General features: G+C 72.7%; 21 protein-coding genes. 11 read left to right on the forward strand and 10 right to left on the reverse strand.

Annotated features, from left to right (window positions below; genetic code table 11):
* Positions 1-468: an OsmC family protein gene (locus O7605_RS26715; RefSeq protein ID WP_269741725.1), complete on the reverse strand. Its 468-nt coding sequence runs from the start codon at positions 466-468 to the stop codon at positions 1-3.
* A 2-nt stretch (positions 469-470) separates the two neighbouring features.
* Entirely contained in the window at positions 471-929 is a 459-nt protein-coding gene (locus tag O7605_RS26720; protein WP_269741726.1) for a MarR family winged helix-turn-helix transcriptional regulator, read from the reverse strand.
* Between the two features lie 93 nt (positions 930-1022).
* Here O7605_RS26720 and O7605_RS26725 point away from each other — a divergent pair, with 93 nt between their 5' ends.
* Entirely contained in the window at positions 1023-1460 is a 438-nt protein-coding gene (locus O7605_RS26725) for a hypothetical protein (RefSeq protein ID WP_269741727.1), read from the forward strand.
* A 34-nt stretch (positions 1461-1494) separates the two neighbouring features.
* On the opposite strand, the gene cydB is transcribed toward O7605_RS26725, so the two are convergent.
* Together cydB and O7605_RS26735 are read right to left on the reverse strand one after the other, a co-directional pair.
* Positions 1495-2493, reverse strand: coding sequence for a cytochrome d ubiquinol oxidase subunit II (gene cydB / locus O7605_RS26730; RefSeq protein WP_269741728.1), 999 nt, complete (start codon positions 2491-2493; stop codon positions 1495-1497).
* 14 nt (positions 2494-2507) lie between these two features.
* Positions 2508-3923, reverse strand: a complete 1416-nt coding sequence (locus O7605_RS26735; RefSeq protein WP_269741729.1) for a cytochrome ubiquinol oxidase subunit I — start codon at positions 3921-3923, stop codon at positions 2508-2510.
* A 176-nt stretch (positions 3924-4099) separates the two neighbouring features.
* On the opposite strand from O7605_RS26735, the gene O7605_RS26740 reads away from it, so the two are divergent.
* From O7605_RS26740 to O7605_RS26775, 8 genes are all read left to right on the forward strand, one after another.
* On the forward strand, positions 4100-4879 hold the full coding sequence (locus tag O7605_RS26740) for a lysophospholipid acyltransferase family protein (RefSeq protein WP_269741730.1): 780 nt from the start codon (positions 4100-4102) through the stop codon (positions 4877-4879).
* A 189-nt stretch (positions 4880-5068) separates the two neighbouring features.
* Positions 5069-5839 (forward strand): glycerophosphodiester phosphodiesterase, encoded by a 771-nt coding sequence (locus tag O7605_RS26745; protein ID WP_269741731.1) that lies wholly within the window; start codon positions 5069-5071, stop codon positions 5837-5839.
* Positions 5840-5860: 21 nt separating this feature from the next.
* The gene (locus O7605_RS26750) at positions 5861-7255 is read left to right on the forward strand and encodes an MFS transporter (RefSeq protein WP_269741732.1); all 1395 of its coding nucleotides are present in this window, start codon (positions 5861-5863) and stop codon (positions 7253-7255) included.
* A 112-nt stretch (positions 7256-7367) separates the two neighbouring features.
* A complete protein-coding gene (locus O7605_RS26755) occupies positions 7368-8069 on the forward strand; it encodes a thymidine kinase (RefSeq protein ID WP_443084007.1) in 702 nt (233 codons plus the stop codon).
* Between the two features lie 129 nt (positions 8070-8198).
* Positions 8199-11405 carry an FtsX-like permease family protein gene (locus O7605_RS26760; RefSeq protein ID WP_269741733.1) on the forward strand — a complete coding sequence of 1069 codons (3207 nt, stop codon included), beginning with the start codon at positions 8199-8201 and terminating at the stop codon, positions 11403-11405.
* A gap of 171 nt (positions 11406-11576) precedes the next feature.
* Positions 11577-14258 carry an FtsX-like permease family protein gene (locus O7605_RS26765; protein ID WP_269741734.1) on the forward strand — a complete coding sequence of 894 codons (2682 nt, stop codon included), beginning with the start codon at positions 11577-11579 and terminating at the stop codon, positions 14256-14258.
* 2 nt (positions 14259-14260) lie between these two features.
* Positions 14261-15223: an ABC transporter ATP-binding protein gene (locus O7605_RS26770; RefSeq protein ID WP_269742758.1), complete on the forward strand. Its 963-nt coding sequence runs from the start codon at positions 14261-14263 to the stop codon at positions 15221-15223.
* On the forward strand, positions 15220-15921 hold the full coding sequence (locus tag O7605_RS26775; protein ID WP_269741735.1) for an ABC transporter ATP-binding protein: 702 nt from the start codon (positions 15220-15222) through the stop codon (positions 15919-15921). Before O7605_RS26770 ends, O7605_RS26775 begins: the two co-directional genes overlap by 4 nt.
* A 3-nt stretch (positions 15922-15924) precedes the next feature.
* Here the strand turns inward: O7605_RS26775 and O7605_RS26780 are convergent, their stop codons facing one another.
* The 4 genes from O7605_RS26780 to O7605_RS26795 form a co-directional block, all read right to left on the reverse strand.
* Positions 15925-16383 carry an Rv0361 family membrane protein gene (locus O7605_RS26780; RefSeq protein ID WP_269741736.1) on the reverse strand — a complete coding sequence of 153 codons (459 nt, stop codon included), beginning with the start codon at positions 16381-16383 and terminating at the stop codon, positions 15925-15927.
* A gap of 107 nt (positions 16384-16490) precedes the next feature.
* On the reverse strand, positions 16491-16916 hold the full coding sequence (locus O7605_RS26785) for an Hsp20/alpha crystallin family protein (protein WP_164449863.1): 426 nt from the start codon (positions 16914-16916) through the stop codon (positions 16491-16493).
* Positions 16917-17030: 114 nt separating this feature from the next.
* The gene (locus tag O7605_RS26790; protein ID WP_269741737.1) at positions 17031-17447 is read right to left on the reverse strand and encodes a DUF6069 family protein; all 417 of its coding nucleotides are present in this window, start codon (positions 17445-17447) and stop codon (positions 17031-17033) included.
* A 109-nt stretch (positions 17448-17556) separates the two neighbouring features.
* Positions 17557-18027: a MarR family winged helix-turn-helix transcriptional regulator gene (locus O7605_RS26795; RefSeq protein ID WP_269741738.1), complete on the reverse strand. Its 471-nt coding sequence runs from the start codon at positions 18025-18027 to the stop codon at positions 17557-17559.
* Between the two features lie 214 nt (positions 18028-18241).
* On the opposite strand from O7605_RS26795, the gene O7605_RS26800 reads away from it, so the two are divergent.
* Positions 18242-19024 carry an FkbM family methyltransferase gene (locus O7605_RS26800; protein WP_269741739.1) on the forward strand — a complete coding sequence of 261 codons (783 nt, stop codon included), beginning with the start codon at positions 18242-18244 and terminating at the stop codon, positions 19022-19024.
* Positions 19025-19032: 8 nt separating this feature from the next.
* On the opposite strand, the gene O7605_RS26805 is transcribed toward O7605_RS26800, so the two are convergent.
* A complete protein-coding gene (locus tag O7605_RS26805) occupies positions 19033-20031 on the reverse strand; it encodes a tyrosine-type recombinase/integrase (RefSeq protein WP_269741740.1) in 999 nt (332 codons plus the stop codon).
* 106 nt (positions 20032-20137) lie between these two features.
* On the opposite strand from O7605_RS26805, the gene O7605_RS26810 reads away from it, so the two are divergent.
* Positions 20138-20605 carry an HNH endonuclease gene (locus O7605_RS26810; protein ID WP_269741741.1) on the forward strand — a complete coding sequence of 156 codons (468 nt, stop codon included), beginning with the start codon at positions 20138-20140 and terminating at the stop codon, positions 20603-20605.
* 104 nt (positions 20606-20709) lie between these two features.
* Here O7605_RS26810 and O7605_RS26815 read toward each other — a convergent pair whose 3' ends face one another.
* The gene (locus O7605_RS26815) at positions 20710-21249 is read right to left on the reverse strand and encodes a DUF1062 domain-containing protein (protein ID WP_269741742.1); all 540 of its coding nucleotides are present in this window, start codon (positions 21247-21249) and stop codon (positions 20710-20712) included.
* Positions 21250-21580 lie beyond the last annotated feature (331 nt).

The raw sequence follows: 21580 nt of genomic DNA on the forward strand, positions 1-21580 counted from the left end.
TCAGGTGGTGGTGACGGGCTCGTGGTGGACCGGGAAGTTGACCGAGTTGGCGATGAAGCAGGTGTGGTGGGCGTCGTCGTGCTGGGCGGTGGCGATGTCGGTGGTGGTGGGGTCGGCGACGGTGACCCGGGGGCGCAGGGTGACCTCGGTGAAGTGGCCGTTGCCGGTGTTGTCGGTGGTCATGGTGCCGGTGGCGTGGTCGACGTAGTCGGTGACGACGATGCCCTTGTCGGCGCACAGGTGCAGGTAGGCGAGCATGTGGCACTGGGACAGGGCGGCCAGGAGGAGTTGTTCGGGGTTCCAGCGGGTCCGGTCGCCGTGGAAGGTGGGGTCGGAGCTGCCGGGGATGGGTGGGCGGCCGTCGGTGGTGATGTCGTGGTCGCGTCGGTAGTCGCGGTAGCCGCTGGTGCCGGTGCCGAGGTTGCCGGTCCAGGTGACGGTGGTGGCGTAGTGGTGGGCGCGGGCCATGGTCAGCCTTTCGGTTCGTTGTGGTGGGTGAGCAGGAGGTCGAGCAGGCGGACGAGTTCGTGGCGGTCGGTGGGGTCCAGTGGGGCGAGCAGGGTGTCCTGGGCGGTGTCGAGGGCGTGTTGCAGGTGGACGAGTTCGCGTTGGCCGGTGGGGGTGATGTGGACGATGTTGCGGCGTCGGTCGGTGGGGTCGGGTTGGCGGCGTACGAGGTGGCGGTCGGCGAGGTCGTTGACGGTGGCGACGATGTCGCTGCGGTCGATGCCGCTGTGTCGGCCGAGGTCGGCTTGGCTGGCGGGGCCGGTTTCGGCGAGGGTCGCCAGTAGTCGGTAGTGGTAGCCGCGGGCGTGGCGGGTGCCGAGTGCGGCGGTGACGAGGCGTGCGGCGTGGGCGGCGGTCTGGGTGAGCAGCCAGCTGGGGGTGGTGCGTAGTCGGCCGGGTGGGTGGGCGCTGGGGTGCTCCATGGGGGTGACTGTACGGCATTTCGTTGGCGGCACCCACGACCTGTGGTACGTTGGCCCGACCAATGTTGGCTCAGCCAATGAATAGGGGTTGACATGTCCACCACGCTCAACGGGCAGATCCTCGGTCGGACCCACTACGCCACCCGGGCGGTGCTGGAGCGGGAGTTGGGCCGCCTCGGGTTGACCTTCGTACAGGCGTTGCTGCTCAACGCGCTGGCCGCCGCCGATGTCCCGCTCCCCCGCGCCGAGGCCGCTCGTCGGCTGGTCGACGCCGTGAAGGTGCCCACCGCGACGGCACACGCCACGCTGGCCGAGCTGATCGCGGCGACACTGGTGGCGCCGCTGTCCACCGACGTCTCCCGGGTGGCGCTGACCCCGACCGGACGGCACACGCAGCAGTTGGTCGCCGCGGCTTCGGCCGAGATCGGAGCCCGGCTGTGGGCCGATCTTTCCGCCGACGACCTGGCGGTGGCGGCACGGGTGCTGGAAGTGGTGCGCCGCCGCGCCGAGCAGACCCTGACGGCGGCGTAACGGACGGGCGGGGCCCCGCCCGTCCGGCGGCCGGTCAGTGCTGCGGGATGTGGGCGACGCCGATGCGCTTGCGGAACACCCAGTAGGTCCAGCCCTGGTAGGCCAGCACGATCGGGGTGAAGAAGACCGCCACCCAGGTCATGATCGTGAGGGTGTAGGGGGTGGAGGCGGCGTTGGTGGCGGTGAGGGTGCCGGCGGGATCGAGCGTGGAGGGCAGCACGTTCGGGAACAGGGCGGCGAACAGGGTGGCCACGGCCAGCCCGATCGCCGTGGCGGTTCCGGTGAACGCCCAGCCCTCGCGGCGTACGGTGGCGGCGGCGAGGCCGCCGAGCAGGGCCAGGCCGGCGGCGACGGCGAGCACGACGGCAGCGGTGCTGGAGCGGATGGTCAGGGTCCAGCTCAGGAAGGCCACCGCGAGGACCGCGGCGGCGACGCCCAGGCGCACGGCGAGCGTGGCGGCGCGGTGGCGGATGTCGCCGACGGTCTTGAGGGCGACGAAGACGGCGCCGTGGGCGGCGAACAGCGCCGCGGTGGTCGCGCCGCCGAGCAGGGCGTACGGGTTGAGCAGGTTGAGCAGGCCGCCGACGTACTCGTGGTCGGCGTCCAGGGGTACGCCGCGCAGGATGTTGGCGAACGCGACGCCCCACAGGATCGCCGGGACGAGCGAGCCGAAGAAGATGGCGTTGTCCCAGCGGCGTTTCCAGGACACCTCGGGTCGCTTGTGGCGGTATTCGAAGGCGACGCCGCGGGCGATCAGGGCCAGCAGGATGAGCAGCAGGGGCAGGTAGAAGCCGGAGAAGAGGGTGGCGTACCACTCGGGGAAGGCGGCGAACATGGCGCCGCCTGCGGTGATCAGCCAGACCTCGTTGCCGTCCCAGACCGGCCCGATCGTGTTGATCATGACGCGGCGTTCCCGGTCGTCGCGGCCGAGCACGGGCAGCAGCATGCCGACGCCGAAGTCGAAGCCTTCGAGGATGAAGTAGCCGGTGAACAGCACGGCGACGAGGAGAAACCAGATGGTGGTCAGTTCCACGGTGGGCTCCGGACTCAGTAGGCGAAGGCGAGCGGGCGCTCGGCGTCGTCGGTGTCGTCGGGTTCGGGGGCCGGGGTGACGTCGGGTACGCCGGCTCTGGCGTAGCGGATCAGCAGTTTCACCTCGATGACGGCGAGGACGGCGTAGATGAGGGTGAAGGCGGTGAAGGAGGTGAGCACCTCGGTCAGGGAGACGCTGCGGGACACGCCGTCGCGGGTGAGCATCTCGCCGAAGACGATCCAGGGTTGGCGGCCCATCTCGGTGAAGATCCAGCCGAAGGAGTTGGCCAGCAGCGGCAGGATCGGCATGACCAGGCCGGCGCGCAGCAGCCAGGTGCTGTTCGGGACGGTGCGGCCCTTGCGTTGGGTCCAGAGCACCAGCAGGGCGATGGCGGCGGCGGCGAGCCCGAAACCGATCATCATTCGGAAGCTCCAGTAGGTGACCGGGATGATCGGGGTGTAGCTGCCGGCGCCGTACTGGGCGCTGTAGCTGGCCTGGAGGTCGTTGATGCCCTGCACAGTGCCGTTGGGGTCGCCGGTGCCGAGGTAGGACAGCAGGTACGGGATCTTGAGGGCGAACAGTTCCCGGCTGCCGTCCAGGCTGCCGATGGTCAGTACGGAGAACGAGGCGGGGCTCTCGGTGGTGTAGAGGCCCTCGGCGGCGGCCATCTTCATCGGCTGCACCTGCGTCATGATCTTGCCTTGGATGTCGCCGGTGATGACGACGAGGGCGGCGCTGGCGAGGGTGACCCAGGCGCCGAAGCGGGCTGCGAAGCGGTAGGCGGGGGTGTCGGCGCTGTCGCGGTTGCGGATCAGGTGCCACAGGGCGACGGCCACCAGCAGCGATCCGGCGACCAGGAAGGCGCCGGCGATGGTGTGCGGGAAGGTGATCAGGGCGACCTTGTTGGTCAGCACGGCGACGAAGTCGGTCAGCTCGGCTCGTCCGGTGTCCGGGTTGTAGCGGTAGCCGACCGGGTTCTGCATGAACGAGTTCGCGGCGAGGATGAAGTACGCCGACAGGTTGGTGCCGATGGCGGCGGCCCAGATGCTGGCCAGGTGCAGGCGTTTGGGCAGCCGGTCCCATCCGAAGATCCACAGGCCGATGAAGGTGGATTCGAGGAAGAACGCGACGAGGGCCTCGATGGCCAGGGGCGCGCCGAAGATGTCGCCGACGAAGCGGGAGTAGTCGCTCCAGTTCATGCCGAACTGGAACTCCTGCACGATGCCGGTGACGACGCCCATGGCGAAGTTGATCAGAAAGAGTTTGCCGTAGAACTTGGTGAGTTTGAGGTACTTCTCGTCTCCGGTGCGGTGCCAGAGTGTCTGCAGGATGGCGACCAGGACGGACAGGCCGATGGTCAGCGGTACGAAGAGAAAGTGGTAGACGGTGGTGACACCGAACTGCCAGCGGGCGACGTCCAACGCGTCCACCTGCGACCCCCAGCCAGTCGTACTACAAGACGTAGTAAATACTACTGCGCGTCGTACACGCAATGGCAGGGGCGGGTGGCCCGAACCGGACCGGGACCAATGACCCTGCTCACTCCTGCCGTACGACCCGCCCTGGGCGGTGCCTCGTCGGTTCGCCGTGCGATCATGTCCCGCTGATGGAAGCAGCCCACTCCCCCTGGCGTCCGCCGCTGATCTGGCGCGTCGCGTTGCTGCTGGCCCGCCTGGTCGTCGGGATGCTGGCCCGGCTGCGGGTCACCGGCGACATACCGGCCCGGCTGCGCGGCGGACCGCTGATCCTGGCCGCCAACCACATCAGCCCGTTCGACCCGATCGTGCTCGCCGCGGCCTGCCGGGCCCGCCGGGTGGCACCGAGGATCATGGCCACCGGCGGGCTGTTCCGGGCTCCGCTGATCGGCGTCGCGATGCGCCGCGCCGGGCACATCCGCGTCGACCGGGGCACCAGCGGCGTACACCGGGCCCTGGACGACGCCGCCGCCGCGGTGGCCGCCGGCGCGCCGATCCTGGTCTATCCGGAGGGACGCATCGGCCTGGACCCGGGCATGTGGCCCGAACGCGGCAAGACCGGTGCCGCCCGTCTCGCCCTGGCCTGCGGTGCGCCCGTCGTCCCGGTCGCCCAGTGGGGATCCCACGAGGTGCTGCCTTACCAGACCCCCAAGGGCCTGCTCGGCGGCATCGTCCGCGCGCTGGTCCGTCGCCCGACGGTACGAGTGCACTTCGGCGACCCGGTGGAGCTGACCGACCTGACCGGTGGCGCCCCGGGCGCCGCCCGACGTGCCACCGACCGGATCATCGACGCGATCACCGACACCCTCGCCCCGCTGCGGCCGGACGAACCCGACCGGCCCCGCCACGTCGACCCCGGCCGTCCGGTCGACCTCGCTCGCGTACACCGGCGCCGTCCCACCGCAGGCTGAGCGCTCGCCGCAAGCCCGGGCACGAGCCAGGCTCAGGTCGCCTTGCCGACGACGCTGAGGCCAGGGAAGGCTACCGCCCGGCATCCGGCAGTCACCGACGGGTATCGGATGGGCGTGGACGACGGGACGCACCCGGCGCGCAGCCGGCCAGCCACCAGGCGGTCACCCGGGCCAGGCATACTGCGCCGCGTGCCCACGACCGCGCATCCCTACCTCGACGCGCCCGCGCCGCTGGCCTTCGCCCACCGCGGCGGCGCCGCCGACGGCGACGAGAACACCGCCGCCGCGTTCGCCCGGGCGGTCGAGCTGGGCTACCGGTACGTCGAGACCGACGTGCACGGCACCGCCGACGGGGTGGCCGTGGTGTTCCACGACGACACCCTGGAACGGGTCACCGGACACCGTGGCCGGGTGGGCGCGATGCGCTGGGCCGATCTGGCCACCGTGCGGGTCGGCGGCTCCGCCGTGGTGCCCCGCCTCGACGAGGTGCTCGACGCGTGGCCGCAGGTGCGGTTCAACATCGACGTCAAGTCCGACGCCGGCGTGACGCCCACGGTGACCACCGTCGACCGGGCCGGTGCCGTCGACCGGGTGCTGCTGGCCTCGTTCAGCGACGCCCGGCTGAGCCGGCTGCGCGCGCTGACCGGCGGGCGGGTCGCCACCAGTCTCGGGGTACGCGGGGTGGCCCGGCTGCGGTGGGCCTCGTGGACCGGCCGGCCGCTTCGGTTGCCACCGTCGGTGGTCGCCGCGCAGGTGCCGGTGCGCTACGGCCGGGTGCCGGTGGTCGACCGTCGGTTCCTGCGGATGGCTCACCGGCTCGGTCTGCAGGTGCACGTCTGGACGATCGACGAACCTGCCGAGATGCACGAGTTACTTGATCTTGGTGTTGATGGCATCATGACCGACCACGTCGGCGTGCTGCGCGACGTCTACCGCAGCCGCGGCCACTGGGCCGCCTGAACACCTGGGCGGAGGACCCCCATGGCCGAGACGGTCACCCCGGCGGCGCAGGACGCGCCACCGCCCAGGAGCACCCGCCGCGAGCGCACCGGCTGGTACTTCTACGACTGGGCGAACTCGGCCTTCCAGACCACCGTCATCACGGTCTTCCTCGGGCCGTTCCTGACCAGCGTCGCCGAGGTCGCCGCCGGGTGCGAACTCGGCGCCGACGAGTGCGTCGGGTACGTGTACCCGCTGGGGATCAAGGTGGCCGCCGGCTCCTACTACCCGTACCTGATCTCGCTGTCGGTGCTGCTGACGGTCTTCGTGCTGCCGGTGATCGGCGCCATCGCCGACCGGTCGCTGCACAAGAAGCGGCTGCTGGCGGCCACCGCGTTCACCGGGGCCGCGGCGACCATCGGGATGCTCTTCGTCACCGGGGACCGGTACCTGCTCGGTGGGGCGTTGTTCGTCGTCGCCAACATCAGCTTCGGCGCGGCGATCGTGGTGTACAACTCGTTCCTGCCGCAACTGGGCGGTCCGGACGAGCGCGACGCCATCTCCAGCCGGGGTTGGGCGCTGGGGTACCTGGGTGGCGGTCTGCTGCTGGCGTTGAACCTCGTCGCCGTGCAGTCGTTCGACAACGGCACCGCCGAGCGCACCCTGGACCTGGCCCGCTGGTCGATCGTCTCGGCCGGGCTGTGGTGGGCGGCGTTCACCCTGGTGCCGCTGCGCTGGCTGCGGGAGCACCCCACCGCCGCCGCGCTGGCCGCGGCTGGCCGCGGCAACGTGCTCACCGACGGGTTCCGGCAACTCGGCCGCACCCTGCGGGAGATCAAGGCGTACCCGCTGACGTTGTTCTTCCTGCTGGCGTTCCTGGTCTACAACGACGGCATCCAGACCGTCATCACCCTGGCCAGCCAGTACGGCACCGAGGAACTGCGGCTGGGACAGAGCACCCTGATCGTGACGATCCTGCTGGTGCAGTTCCTGGCCTTCGGCGGCGCGTTGGGGCTGGGCGCCCTGGCCGGGCGGATCGGGGCCTGGAAGACGGTGCTGCTCAGCCTGGTGCTCTGGACCGGGGTGATCGTCGCGGCGTTCCGACTCCCCGCCGAGGCGCCGTTGCCGTTCATGGTGCTCGGCGCGGCGATCGGTCTGGTTCTCGGCGGCAGTCAGGCGCTGAGCCGGTCCCTGTTCAGCCAGCTGATCCCCGCCGGCCGGGAGGGCGAGTACTATGGCTTCTACGAGATCAGCGACAAGGGCACCAGCTGGCTCGGCCCCCTCGCGTTCGGCCTGGTGTTCCAGTTGACCAACTCGTACCGGGTGGGTCTGGTCTCCCTGCTGATCTTCTTCGTGGTCGGGTTCCTGCTGCTGGCGGCGGTGCCGATCCGGCGGGCCATCATCGCCGCCGGCAACACCCCGCCGCGGGTGCTCTGATCCCGGCGGGCGATGCGATGATCGACACCCCGGTCGGGGCAACCGCGCGGGCGCGGGTCACCGCGCACTAGGCTCCCGGTCCGTGACGACCGACGACGCCGTACCGACCTGCCTGGCCCGCCCGACCCTGCCCGGTGCGGCCGACAACCCGGCCGGGTGTGTCGCCGCCCGTGGCGTCGACGGACGACCGGCACACGCCGCCGCACTGCGGTTCTTCTGGGGGCCGATGGACTGCGGCAAGTCCACGATGGCGCTGCAGATGAACTACAACCATGCCCGGCAGGGACGTCGAGGACTGGTCACCACCCGCATCGACCGGTCACTCGGCCCGCAGGTGACCACCCGCATCGGGTTGGCCCACGAGGCCGTCGAGGTGACCGACGAGCTGGACCTGCGCACCCTGGTCCGCGACGCCTGGGCCGACGGGGTGCGGGTGGACTACCTGATCTGTGACGAGGCCAGCTTCTACGCCGTCGAGCACGTGGAGCAGATGGCCGACCTGGTCGACAGCTACGACGTCGACGTGTACGCCTTCGGCCTGGCGACCGACTTCCGCTCCAGCCTGTTCCCGGCGGCGCAGCGACTGTTCGAACTGGCCGACTCGGTGGCCCGGATCCAGGTCGAGGTGCTCTGCTGGTGCGGCCGCGAGGGGCTGCTCAACGCCCGCGTCGCCGACGGGCGGGTGGCCCGCGAGGGCGCACAGGTCGTCATCGGCGACACCGCCGACACCGCCGACGTGCGCTACCAGGTGCTCTGCCGCCGGCACCACCGCGCCGGTGACCTGGGCCCCGGCAGCGCCGCCACCGACACCTGAGCCCGCGCCCCCGCATAACGAAACGATCACCGCTGCGAACCTTTCCCCGGCCCCGGCCCCTTCTGGTGCATGACGGGAGCACCAACCAGGGGCCGCACCGGCCCGCGAACCGGCGGGGGTACCACACAGATGAGGTTCGCGTTGCGGCGTGCCCGGGCCACGAGGGGCCTGCTGCTGGCCGCTGCCGGGGCGGCGCTGGTGGCCACCGTCGCGCTCACCGGTCTGGCCGCGTACAACCGCGACGTCGTCGACTCCGGCACCCGAAACGTGCTGGCGGCGGCCACCGCCGAGGAACGGTCGGTGCTGGTCCGCGCGTCCGCCGGAGGTACCGACGCGGCGCTGCGGGACCGGGACGGCGCGTTGCGGCAGCGGGTCGAAGCCGACCTGGCCGGTCTGCCGGCGCGGGTCAGCGCCGCCGGGTACGCGGCTGGCCGGCAGTTGCGCGGCGACACCGGTGACGCTGTCGCCGACCGCAGCGGAGTCACCTACGCGTCGGTGATGTTCCTCGACGATCTGCCCGCGCACGCCCGGTTGACCTCTGGGGCGTGGCCGCGGACCGGGGCCGATCCGGTGCAGACCGCGATCGGCGCGGCCGCGGCGACGACGCTGCGGGTGGGGGTCGGCGACCGCGTCCCGATCACCGACGGGCTCACCGGGCGGGTCACCGAGGTCGTCGTGACGGGCGTGTTCAGCCCCGTGGACCCGGACGCCGCGTACTGGCGGCTGGCGCCGGAGACGAGCACCGGCTCGCTGTCGCAGGCGGCCACCTACGGCCCGATGACGGTGTCCCGGGACGACTTCGCCACCCACTTCCTGGCCAACGCCTCCGCCGGCTGGCTTGTCGAACCCGACCTGGCCGGGATCGGTCCGGCCGCCCTGGACCGGCTCGCCGACGCCGCCGCCCGCATCACCACGAGCAGTGCGGCCGACGCCGGCCTCGGCGACTCCGCGGTGGTCAGCGGTGACCTGGTGGATCTGGTGCGACGACTGGGCCAGGCCACCCTCGTCGGCCGGTCCGCCCTGGTCACACCGATGCTGCTGGTGGTGGTGCTCGGCGGGTACGCGCTGCTGCTCGTGGCGATCCTGCTCACCGAGCACCGCCGGGGTGAGACCGCGCTGCTGCGGGCCCGGGGCGCCGCCCGCTGGCAGGTGGCCGGGTTGACCGCCCGGGAGGCCACCCTGGTGGTGTTGCCGGCCGTGGTCCTCGCCCCACCGCTCGTCGTGGAGCTGCTGGGGCTGGCCGACCGGCTGCCCGGCCTCGCCGCCGTCTCGCTACGGCCGGACGGGGCCGACCCGGCGGTGTGGCTGGTGGCCGCGATCGCGGCCGCCGGCTGCGCGGTCGCGATGATCGGCCCGAGTCTGCGCCGAGGCGACAGTTACGTCGCCGACCTGGCCAGCCGGTCCCGCCCGAGCCGGCGGGGCGTGGTGCAGCGGGCCGGTCTGGACGTCCTGCTCGTGGGCCTGGCCCTGCTCAGCTGGTACCAGTTGAGCAGGTACTCGTCGCCGCTGTCCCGGTCGCGGGGCGGCGAGTTGGGGGTCGATCCGCTGCTGGCGGCCGCGCCGACGCTCGGCGTGCTGGCCGGGGCGGTGCTCGCGTTGCGGCTGCTGCCGCCGCTGGTGCGGCTGACGGAACGCTGGGTGGACCGCCGGCCGTGGACCGCCGTGCTGCTCGGCACCTGGCAGGCCGGCCGGCGCCCGCACGCCGGGCCGGTGCTGCTGCTCGCCCTCGCCGTGGCGGTCGGCACCCTGGCCTGGTCGCTCGCCGGGACAGCGCAACGGTCCCTCGACGACCAGGCCGCTCACCGGGTCGGCGCCGACCTGCGGCTGACCGAGACCACCGGTGCCGCCCCGGACGGCCGGGCCGAGCAGCTCGCCGACCTGCCGGGTACCCGGGCGGTCCTGCCCGCCTGGCGGGAGCCGGTACGGTTCGGCGCCGGCGCCGAACCGGCGACCATGGTGGCGGTGGACGCCGGTGCCGCGGACGGGGTGCTGCGGTTGCGTTCCGACCTGGCCGGCGGATCCACCGGCCGGCTGCTCGGCGACCTCGCGGACGCGCGGGTGCCGGCACCGGCGACGGTGTTGCCGACCGACACCCGGTGGCTGACCGGTCAGCTGCGTACCCGGGGTGTCGTCGACGTCGGCACGGGTGGGCGGATCCGCCATGAGGTCGTGCTCAGCGACGCCCGGGGCGAACACCGCCGGCTGGTCCTGGGCTCGACCGGCTGGGACGGCCAGCCGCTACGGTTCTCCGTCGAACTGCCGGCCGGCGACGGGCAGTGGCGGCTGGCCGGCTTCACCACCGAGACCCGCGGTGGCCCACGGCTGAGCCTCGACTGGCGGTTGTCGGACCTGCGGGCCAGCCCGGACACCAGCACCGGCACCCCGGTCGATCTGGGGGCGGACGGACCGTGGCAGGTGGTCGACCGGGCGGGCACCGCCACCGCGTCCACCGGCGCCGGCGCCACCCTGTCCGGCCGCTACGCACGTGACATGCCGGTGAGCTGGAATGCCCCGGACACCCCGGTGCAGTTGGCCGTCACCCGGCCGGCCGGCACGAACCCGGTGCCGGTGGTCGCCACCGCGGCGGCGCTGGACATGCTGCACGTCGACGTCGGGACGCAGACCCGGCTGTTCCTCGGCGGCGCCGAGGTCGATCTCGTCGTGGTCGACCGGGTCACGGCTCTGCCCGGTGACGTCGAGGACGCCGCGTTGCTTGTCGACCTGCCGTCGTTGCGTGGCCGGCTGTTCCACGCACACGGCATCGTCCGCTCGCCGCAGGAGTGGTGGGTGGCCGCCCAGCCCGGCGCGGCGGCACAGGTGGCCGGGGCAGCCGCCGCGCTCGACGGTCTGACCGTGCTGGATCGGCGGGACGTCGCCGACCAGCTGGCTCGCGACCCGTTCGGTGTGGGTGCCCGTGGTGCCCTCTTCGTCGCCGCCCTCGCGGCGGTGCTGCTGGCCGCGGTGGGGGTAGCCGTGGACGTCAGCGCCACGGCGCGGCGCCGGGCCGGCGAACTGGCCGTGTTGCACACCCTCGGCGCGGGCCACCGCCTGGTGGCCCGGTCGCTGCTGGCCGAGCAGTCGTTGCTCGCCGGCATGGGTGTGCTGGTGGGGTTGGCCGTGGGCATCGGTGTGGCGGCGACGATGGCCCCGCTTGTCATCCTCACCCCGGCGGCGGACCGCCCCGATCCGCCGCCGCTGCTGAGCGTCGACTGGATGCCGGTGCTGGGCACCGGCGTCGGACTGCTGGCGCTGGCGCTGGCGTTCAGCGCCGCGGTGTCGGTGAACGTGCGGCGACGACTCACCGCCGCACACCTTCGTGCCGGGGAGTCCCAGTGAGCGCGAGGAGTGCAGCGCAGCGGAGCCCCGCAGTCGCGAACGAAAGGCTGGTCCCAGTGAGCGCGAGGAGTGAGCTTGCGAGCCCCGCAGCCGCGAACGAAAGGCCAGCACCGTGAGCGCGAGGAGTGCAGCGCAGCGGAGCCCCGCAGTCGCGAACGAAAGGCTGGTCCCGTGAGCGCGAGACGGATCCGGGCGTACGGCGGTCAGGTGGGCCTGTTGGCGGTGCTGGGGTTGGTGGCGGCGCTGCTGCTGACCGCCGCACCCCGGCTGACCGGGGAGTACGCCGACCGGGGGTTGCGCGCGGACGTGGCCCGGCTGCCGCACCTGGTGCGGGACGTGTCGCTGGCCGGGCCGCGGTCCGCGCCGGCCGCGGCCGGGCAGGCCGATCTGGACCGTTACGCCGCCGAGTTGCCGCGGCCGCTGCCCGGCCTGGTGGAGCGCCGGTGGTACGCGGCGTCGTTGGACGAGGAGCAGCTGTTCGCCGTCGGCGACGAGCCGCCGATGGACGGTGGTGCCCGCAAGCTGTTCGGCCTGCGCGCCCAGACCGGTGTCGCGGAGGCGGCCGAGCTGACCGCCGGACGCTGGCCCCGCACCCGTCCGGGCGGCCCGGCTGAGGTGGTGGTGTCGGGGGCGGTGGCCGAGACGCTGTCCCTGCGCGCCGGCCAGCGGCTGCGGTTCGCCGGACGCGACGGTCAGGCGGACGCGCGCGTCGTCGGGGTGTTCGAGCCGCGCGACGCCGGTGACCCGGTCTGGGACGACCTGGGCTACGCGCTGGAGGCGGTGGTCCCGGTGCTGGACGGCGAGCCGTACGTCGTGGCGGGGGTCACCGACTGGGCCGGGGTGGACGTCGTCGCCGCCGGCAGTGGTGTCGCGGCCGTCAGCGGTTGGCGGTACCGCCTCGACGAGCAGCGGCTGAACGCGGCGGGGCTGGAGTCGGTGACGGCGGCGGTGGCCGAGGCCCGACGCATGTCGTGGAGTTCGGGCGCGACGGTGCAGACGTCGCTGGACGGCGCGTTGTCGCGGTTCGCCGGGCAGTTGCGCGCCGTGCAGGCCCTGCTCGCGGTGGTGCAGGCGGGGCTGGTCGCCAGCCTGCTCGGTTTGATCGTGCTGGCGGCGCGGTTGACGGTGCTGCGGCGACGTGACGAGTTCGCCCTGCTGCGGGCCCGGGGCGCCGCCCTGAGCGCCGTCGGGCTGCGGGCCCTGGCCGAGTCGGCGCCGGTGCAGCCGTTGGCGGTGCTCGTCGGTTGGTTCGTCGGCAGCCGCGTGCCGGGGCACGACGGGGGTTTCCCCTGGGCGGTGCTGGTGTTGGCGGTGCTCACCACCGCGGTGGTGCCGGTGCTGGCGATGTATTCGCAGCGGCGGGTCGGGGTGGTCGGCGGGCGTGCCGATGTGGCGTGGCGTCGTCCGTCGGCGCGGCGGCTGACGGTCGAGGCGGGTGTGCTGGTGCTGGCCGTGCTCGGGGTGGTGTTGCTGCGCCGGCGTGGTCTCGACCCGGGTGCCGGTGTCGACGCGTACCTCAGTTCGGTGCCGGTGCTGGTCGCGGTCGCCGCCGCGTTGGTGGCGGTGCGGCTGGTGCCGTGGCCGCTGCGGGCGGCCGGTCGGTTGGCCGCGCGGGCCCGGGGTGCGGTGCTGTTTCTCGGTGTGGCCCGCGCCGCACGGGGTGCGCCGGTGGCGTTGGGTCCGCTGGCGGTGCTGATCGTCGCGGTCAGCACCGGGGTGTTCGGCGGGGTGGTCACCTCCACCGTCTCGGCGGCTCGGGACCGGGCGGCCACGTTGACGGTGCCGGCGGACGCCTGGCTGACCGGGTACACCTTCTCCCCCGACGCGCAGGACGCGTTGTCCGGGGTGGCCGGGGTGTCGGCGGTGGCTCGGGTGTGGGTGGACTCGAACCGGCGGCTGGTGCCGCAGGCGGGGTCGCCGGCGCGGCAGATCGGCACGGCCCGGGTGCTGGTGGTGGACGCTCCGGCCTTCGCGGAGGTGGTGGCGCGCAGCGGTGTCGAGGTGGACGTGCCGGCGGCCCTGCGGGCTGCCGCGCGGGGTGACGGGCCGGTGCCGGCGGTGGTGTCGGCGGCGGTGGCCAGGCAGGTCGGTGACCAGGCCGCGGTGGACGTGCAGGGCAGGTGGTACGAGTTCCGGGTCGCCGAGGTGGCCGAGGCCTTCCCGGGTGTGGGGTTGGGCACCGAACGGTTCGTGGTGCTGCCGTGGCAGGCGCTTCCGGAGTACGAGTACACGCCGATCATCCCGAACCGCTATCTGGTGGCCGGTGACGACATCGACGAGGCGGACCTGCTGGGGGTGGCCGACGACGCGCAGCGGCGGCGGCAGTCGGCGGTGCTCGGCGTGGCGGTGACGCGGACGCAGGTGCCGGCGTCGTTGCAGACCTGGCGGGGGTACCGCGAGGACCTGGACCGCACCGGCGCCAACGACGTGCTGACCCTGGCGTTCACCGCCGGCGCGGCCGGCGGCACCGCGCTGGCGGTGCTGGCCGTCGGGTTCGCGGTGGTCGCCGACGCCGCCGGGCGGGGCCGGATGCTGTCCCGCCTGCGCACCCTGGGCCTGTCCGCCGGCCGTGGCCGGCGGCTGCTGATGTACGAGCTGGTGCCGCTGGTCCTGGTCGCGGCGCTGACCGGGGCGGCGGTGGGTGCGGCCCTGCCCCGGATCCTGGGGCCGACGCTCGGGCTGTCCGCGTTCGTGCCCGAGGTGCCGGTCCGCGATCACCTGGATCCGTTGGTGCTGGCCTCGGTGCTGGGGCTGGTGGTCCTGGGCCTGGCGACCGGGCTGGTGGTGGAGAACCTGATGAACCGGCGGATGCGCCTCGGTGAGGTGCTGCGGCTGGGAGAGGAGAACCCGTGACGATGGTGTCTGATGGTCCCGACCTGGCGACGCTGCAACGACGGGCGGCGGAGCGGGCCGCCGCGCGGGCCGGTGGCGCCGACCGGCTGCGTGGACACATCGTCTGCGACGGGCTGGTACGCATCTTCACCAGCGAGGGGGTGGAGGTCGTCGCGTTGCAGGGCCTCGATCTGGTCGTGGACCGTGGTGAGCTCGTCGCCATCGTGGGCGCGTCCGGCTCCGGCAAGTCGACGGTGCTGAACATCCTGTCCGGGCTGGACACCCCGACCGCGGGCATCGCCCGGGTGGCCGGGTACGACCTGCTGACCATGTCGGCGGCCAAGCGGCTGCGGTACCGGCGGCACACCGTCGGGTTCGTGTGGCAGCAGACCGCACGCAACCTGCTGCCGTACCTGACCGCCCGGGAGAACGTGGAGTTGCCGATGCGGCTGGCGCGCCGGGGTGGGCGGGCCGCGCGGCGGCGGGCGGCGGAGCTGCTGGAGATGGTCGGCGTCGGCTACTGCGCGGACCGTCGGCCGGGGCAGATGAGCGGCGGCGAACAGCAGCGCTGTGCCGTCGCGGTGGCGGTGGCCAACGACCCGGAGGTGCTCTTCGCCGACGAGCCGACCGGTGAGCTGGACGAGGCGACGGCCGGGGAGGTCTTCGCCGCGCTGCGCACCATCAACGCCGAGCTGGGGGTGACCGTGATGGTGGTGACCCATGACCCGCAGGTCGCCTCGCAGGTGCGCCGGACCGTGTCGATCCGCGACGGCCGCACCGCCTCGGAGGTGCACCGCACCGCGCGGGTCGGCGCCGACGGCGTCGAGGAGTTGGTGACCGAGGAGTACGCGGTGCTGGACCGGGCCGGGCGGATGCAGCTGCCGGCGGGTTTCGTCGACGCGTTGGCGTTGCGCGACCGGGTGCGGTTGACCCTGGAGCCGGACCACGTGCAGGTCCGTCCCGGTGACGAGAGGAGTGCGCGGTGAGCGAGCAGGAGCTGATCCGGGTCGAGGGGCTCAGCCGCGACTACGGCGGTGGTGACCGGGTCGTCCATGCGCTGCGGGAGGTGTCGTTTCGGGCCGGTCGCGGTGAGCTGGTCGCGGTGCGAGGCCGGTCCGGGGCGGGGAAGACCACGTTGCTGAACCTGATCGGTGGCCTGGACCGGCCCACCTCGGGGCGGGTGTGGGTGGCCGGGCAGGAGGTGACGGCGGCCAGCGAGAAGGAGCTGCTGCGGCTGCGTCGGGACACCATCGGGTTCGTGTTCCAGTCCTTCGGACTGGTGCCGATCCTGTCCGCGGCGGAGAACGTGGGGGTGCCGATGCGGCTGGCGAAGGTGCCGGCGGCGGATCGTGAGCAGCGCGTGTCGGTGCTGCTGGAACTGGTCGGGTTGGGTGGGCACGCCGCGCAGCGGCCGTACGAGATGTCCGGCGGCCAGCAGCAGCGGGTGGCGATCGCCCGGTCGTTGGCCAACGATCCGGCGCTGCTGATCGCCGACGAGCCGACCGGCCAGTTGGACTCGGAGACCGGCCGGGCGGTGATGGACCTGCTGCGGGCGGTCGTGCGTGCCCGGGGGATGACGGCCCTGGTCGCCACGCACGACCCGACGCTCGTGGAGTTGGCCGACCGGGTGCTGGTGCTGCGTGACGGCCGGCTGGTCGAAGCGACCGAGCCGGTTCCGGCATGACCGTCAGTACGGGTCGCCGCAGACGCGCCAGCCACCGTCCTCCCGTACCACCGACAGGTCCCGTTGTTCGGTGCTGCCGCTGTCGCGGGTCAGCAGCACGGTGACCTTGCCGTGGGGTCGGCCGCCGCGGGTGGCCACGGACACGTCCACGATCTCGTAGTCGCGCACCACCGGTGGGGTGCGTACCCAGCTGGTGAAGCCGAGTTCGCTCCACCGGGTACGCGCGTCGGCGCAGAGCCGCTCGTAGGCGCTGCCGGTGTCACCCGTGGTGACCTCGCGCAGGAATCCCTCGGCGGTCTGGCGCACCGGGGCGGCGGCCTGGGTGACCAGTTGCAGGTTCCAGGCGCCCAGGCCGGCGACCCCGACACAGCACAGCGCCGTCCCGGCCGCGGCGACGACGAGGCCGACCCGCATCGGGTGGCGTCGCCGGGCCGGTCTGCTCCACGGCTGCGCAGCGCCCACACCAGTCGACGGTAGAGAATCGGCCGCCGCGGCGGGCGGAAAAGGGGACGTGGCCGGGCGGGGCGGCTACCGCGTCCCGTCCGGCCACGCCCTGGGCAGGTCGTCGATCAGGGCTTGATCTCCTTGCGGCCGTTGCCGGTCGCACTGATGGTGACCCGGCGGGGCTTGGCCCGCTCGGCCACCGGGATTCGCAGCGTCAACACGCCGTTGTCGTAGCCGGCTTCGAGCTTGTCGGTGTCGAGGGTGTCGCCGAGGAACAGCTGGCGGCTGAAGACGCCCATCGGGCGCTCGGCGGCGACGAGTTCGACGTTGTCGCCGGCGGGACGGCGCCGCTCGGCGCGCACGGTCAGCACGTTGCGCTGCACCGTGCAGTCGATGCTCTCCGGGTCGACTCCGGGCAGGTCGAAGGCGGCGTAGAAGAAGTCGCCGTCGCGGTAGGCGTCCATGTGCATGACGGCCGGGCGGCTGGTGCTGCCGAAGAACTGCTCGGCGAGCCGGTCGATCTCACGGAACGGGTCGGTACGCATCAGCATCGTGTGCCTCCTCGGTTCTCCTGGCCGAAGGTCCCTAGTTGAGTCCAGTCGACTCAACTTCCACTTCCTATTTAGCGCGCCCAGCCGCCACCCGTCAAGTCGTCCGGCGCGTGGTCAGTGACCGCGCTTCGGCAGCAGGGCGACCAGGGCGGCCGGTACCGCCAGGTGCATCAGACCAAGGGCGATCTTGGCTCCGCCGGTGGCATCGACCTGGAACAGTGGCACGAACGACAACAGCGTCACCACCACCACCAGACCGAACCAGATGGTGGTGGCCCGTCGCCCGGCGAACCGCTCCAGCACGGCCAGCGCCGCCCAGCCCAGCAGGGCCGAACCGAGGGAGACGACGACGACCGGAACGAGGTTGACCACCACCTCGGGTTGCCCCGGGCTGCGGACCGCGTAGTCGACGCCGCCGAGCGCGCCGACGAGCCAGATCGCGACGCAGGTCGCGACGGCCACCAGCGGGCCGAGGGCGCGACGGCGCAGGGAGGTGGCGGTGCTGACGGAATGCGCGGCGGTGCTGCTCATGGACCACTCCTCAAAACAAGGGGATACCCGAGCAGCGACCGTACCAGATAATCCCGTACGAGACTATCTGATACGGAACAAAATGCGGGCTCGCCAGCGCGAGGGATCCTCAGCAGACGGAGCCGGCCACTCCGGACGTGTGGGCACCGGAGAGCCGCTCGTCCACCAGCCGGCGGATGGCCCGGAGGAACACCTCGCGTTCGGCCTCCGGCAGTGTCGCGAGCACATCCGTTTCGAGGCGGGCGGCGACCTGCCGGGCCTGGTCGAGCACCCGCTCCCCCTGGGGTGTCACCTCGACCAGCCGGGCTCGGCGATCGCTCGGCGCGGGCACGCGTCGGGCCAGTCCGTTGGCCTCCAACTGGTCCAGGGTCACCACCATGGTGGTCTTGTCCACGCCGCACAACTCGCCGATCTGGCGCTGGGTCAGGTCACCACCGCGGGCGCGCAGCAGCACCCCGTACGCCCTGGGCGAGATCCCCAACTCGGCCAGGCCGGCGGCGTGTTCCGCGCGCAGCGCATGACTGGCCCAGCTGAGCAGGAACATCAGGTCAGACGGACGACCCGGCGACGGGGATTCCATACACCGAGGCTAACAAGATCCTCCGGATCGGGATCATCACCCGCCCGCCGGCCGGCGGGCGGTGTCCGACCTGGTGGAAGCCGCTGCGGCGAGCGTCGCACGGGTGCGGACGTCGGTGGGCCGACAGCCGGCGGCACCGGAGTGCGTCACCAGGGGTGACCGGCGGGCGCGCGGATCGCCACGCCGGGCGCGGCACGCGGGTTAGGGTGCTGCGATGGGTACCCATACCGCCGCGGTCGAGGCGCTCAAGACCGACCCGCGCACCGCCTCACTGCGCCGATCGCTCGAGGTCTACTACGGCAACCCGGACCGGGACGCGGCGATGGACGCCTTCTACGCCCGCTTCGTCGGCCCCGGCGACCTGGTCTTCGACATCGGGTCGCACGTCGGGGACCACATCGGCACCTTCCGTCGGCTCGGCGCCCGGGTCATCGCCGTCGAGCCACAACCGCTGTGCCTGCGGGCGTTGCGCGCCATCTACGCCGACGACGACCAGGTCACCCTGATCGAGGCGGCCTGCGGCGCCCAACCCGGCCGGATCGGTTTCCTGGTCAACTCGGCCAACCCCACCGTCTCCACCGCCTCCACCGACTTCGTCACCGCCGCCACCGGCGCGGGTGGTTGGGAGGACCAGGTCTGGGACGGCCAGATCGAGGTACCGGTGACCACCGTCGACACGCTGATCGCCGAACACGGCACGCCGGCCTTCGTCAAGATCGACGTCGAGGGCTTCGAGGACGCCGTGCTCGCCGGGCTGAGCCATCCCCTGCCCGCCCTGTCCTTCGAGTTCACCACGATCGGACGGGCGGTCGCGGTGCGCTGCCTGGACCGGCTCGCCGCGCTCGGCTTCGACGGCTTCGACGTGGCCCTCGGCGACGACAAGACGCTGACCCTCGGGCGCTGGGTCGATGCCGAGGCGATGGCCGCGCACCTGCTCGCGCTGCCGCACGAGGCCAACGCCGGCGACGTGTACTGCGTCCGCACGACGCGCGGCTGACCGGCGGGTCAGCCGCGGCGGCGGGCCCGGGCCGCCCAGATGGCGTACGCCGGATCCCGGTCCAGGTTGTGCCGGTCCCGGTCGTAACGCCGGGTGGTACGCGGATCGGCGTGGCCCATCGCGTCCTGCACGTCCTCCAGCGGCACCCCCTCGGACCGGGCGGTGGTGGCGAAGGCGTGCCGCAGCGAGTGCGGTGACAGCCGGGCCCACGCGGCGATCCCGGCGCTCCGGGCGAGCCGCCGGACCAGCCGGAACACCGAGTGCCGGTCGAGCCGGGCACCGCTGGCGGTGACCAGCAGCGGACCGGTCAACTCCGCCACCGGCACCCGCTGCGCGGCGGCCCGCTCGGTCAGGTACGCGTCGACGGCGTACGCCGTGCCCGGGGTCAACGCCCGGCGGCGCGACCGCCCACCCTTGCCGACGAAGCGCACGCTGCGGTGTCCCCGCTCGGCGCCCAGGTCGTCCAGGTTCAGCGACACCAGCTCCCCCACCCGCAGTCCCAGATCGGCGAGCAGCGCGACCGCGGCCCGGTTGCGGGCGGCGGTCGGCCCGGTCTCGGCCTCGGCCACCGCGAGCAGCGCGTCCACCTCGTCGGGCGCCAGACCGACCGTGGCCGAGTGGTCCCGGTCGACCCGGGGCCGGTCGGCGCCGGCCACCGGGTTCAGCTCCACCGCCCGCAGCTTGACCAGGAAGTCGTACCAGCTCGACAGCGCGGACAGCTTCCGGGCCACCGTCGCCGGGGTCAACGGACGGCCGGTCCGGGCGGCGACGGTGCTCTCCAACGCCCGCCCGTACTCGTTGACGTGCAGGAAGTTCGCCCGCAGCGGGTCCAGCCCCCGGGCGGCGCACCAGGCCAGCCAGCCGGCGACGTCCCGGCGGTACGCGTCACGGGTGTGCTCGCTCAACCGTCGGTTGCGCAACCACGCGTCGGTGACGGCCATCGGTCCGTCGGGCAGGGCCGGATAGGCCGACGGGTGGTACTGCACCGGAGTGTCGTGCGGACGCATGTGAAAAATGCTCTCAGTCCTGTGATGGGTAGACGATCAGGCGCGCCGACACATCATGATCGGCCGGACGGTACATCGCGTCGCACCCGACCCCTACGCTGGCCCGGTGCTGTCTCAGGTCACCGGTCTGTCCCGACACTTCACCGAGGACACCCTGCGGGCGTATCTGCTCGCCCGCTCGACACGGGCCGGCAACGGATGCCTGATCGTGCGCGGATACGGCAGCCGGCGCGGCGGGTACCAGAAACTCGCCGGACGGGCCTGGGCGCACATCGCGGCGTACGTGGTGTTCGTCGGCGGCTACGACCCCACCCTCGAAGTCCGCCACGACTGCGGCGCACCGGACTGCATCGAGCCGACCCATCTGCGCCAGCTCAGCCATGCGGACAACTGCCGGGAACGGACCCAGCGGCCACGCTGCCGCAACGGGCACGACCGGGAGACCGATCCGGCGACGGGGCGCTACCGGCGGGTCTGCCGGACCTGCAACCGGCTGGCGCAGCAACGCTGGCGCGAGCGTCAGGCGGCGGAGGTCGCCACAGCCCGTGCGGCGTACGGGCGAACACCCTGCTGACCCGGCCGTCCCCGCCGCCTGCCGGGGCGGTGACGGCCGCGCCTGTCGCACCAGGTTGGCTCCGCGGCCGGGCGGGTCGAGTGGGTCCCGCCCGGCCGCTTGCGTCAGTCCCCGGCCGTCACCGTGAAGGTGAACCCGGTACTCCGCGGACGGCGCAACGGAATGTCGCACTTGATCCGACGCAGTACCTCGCCCCTGCTGAGGCCGAGCCCGTGCGCGATGAGCCGCTCCGGACGCACCGGAACCGGATCGTCGAAGGCGACCGCCACCTGGACCGGCCACGTCTGGTCGGGCCACTCCGACGGGGTGTGCAGCCGCCACGCCCCCGTCCAGTCGAGAGCGAACCGGTTGCGGCGGGCCAACTGCGGATCCAACAGCCGGGACGCCACAAGTGCCGGATCGTTGAGGCGGTATCCGCGCAACTCCGCCGGATCGAAGGATCTGACCGGGGTGCGTTCGTACACGGTGAGCTTGCTGGTCCGGTCGCAGGACACGCAGCGGACCAGCAGCCACACGTCGAGCAGTTTGTGGTTGGCGTTGACGCGGAACCTGCCGGGACCGGTGGTGGCCGACCCCGACGGGCAGTCCACGCAGCGCAGCGACAGCAGCGGCAGCCTGGTCCGACGCACGACCCAGGGCAGCACGATATGAGGTTGTGAAGACATGATTGCTCCGAAAGACCTGACCCGAGGCCGATTGAGCGCGGCCTCACACGCGGTACGACCGGGCGCACAGACGCAGCCCGGCAGAGCCGACGGGAGCGTCGGCCACCAGTGAGCGGTGAATGTCAGGTCTAGAGAGCAGGTGGGGTCACGCGGTTAGTCCTCTGTCCTCACTACCGCGGGTCGCAGGCAACCTACGGGGACGACAAGGAGGGCTCAACCGAATTCGACGGTCGTCGGTTGGTCGGTGCGGGCCGGCGGCGACGGTGGCACCGAGTGTCTCCATCGGGGCCCGGCTCCACCAGGTCCTCAA

It is taken from the genome of Verrucosispora sp. WMMA2121 (assembly GCF_027460185.1).
In the GTDB taxonomy this organism is placed as follows: domain Bacteria; phylum Actinomycetota; class Actinomycetes; order Mycobacteriales; family Micromonosporaceae; genus Micromonospora; species Micromonospora palythoicola.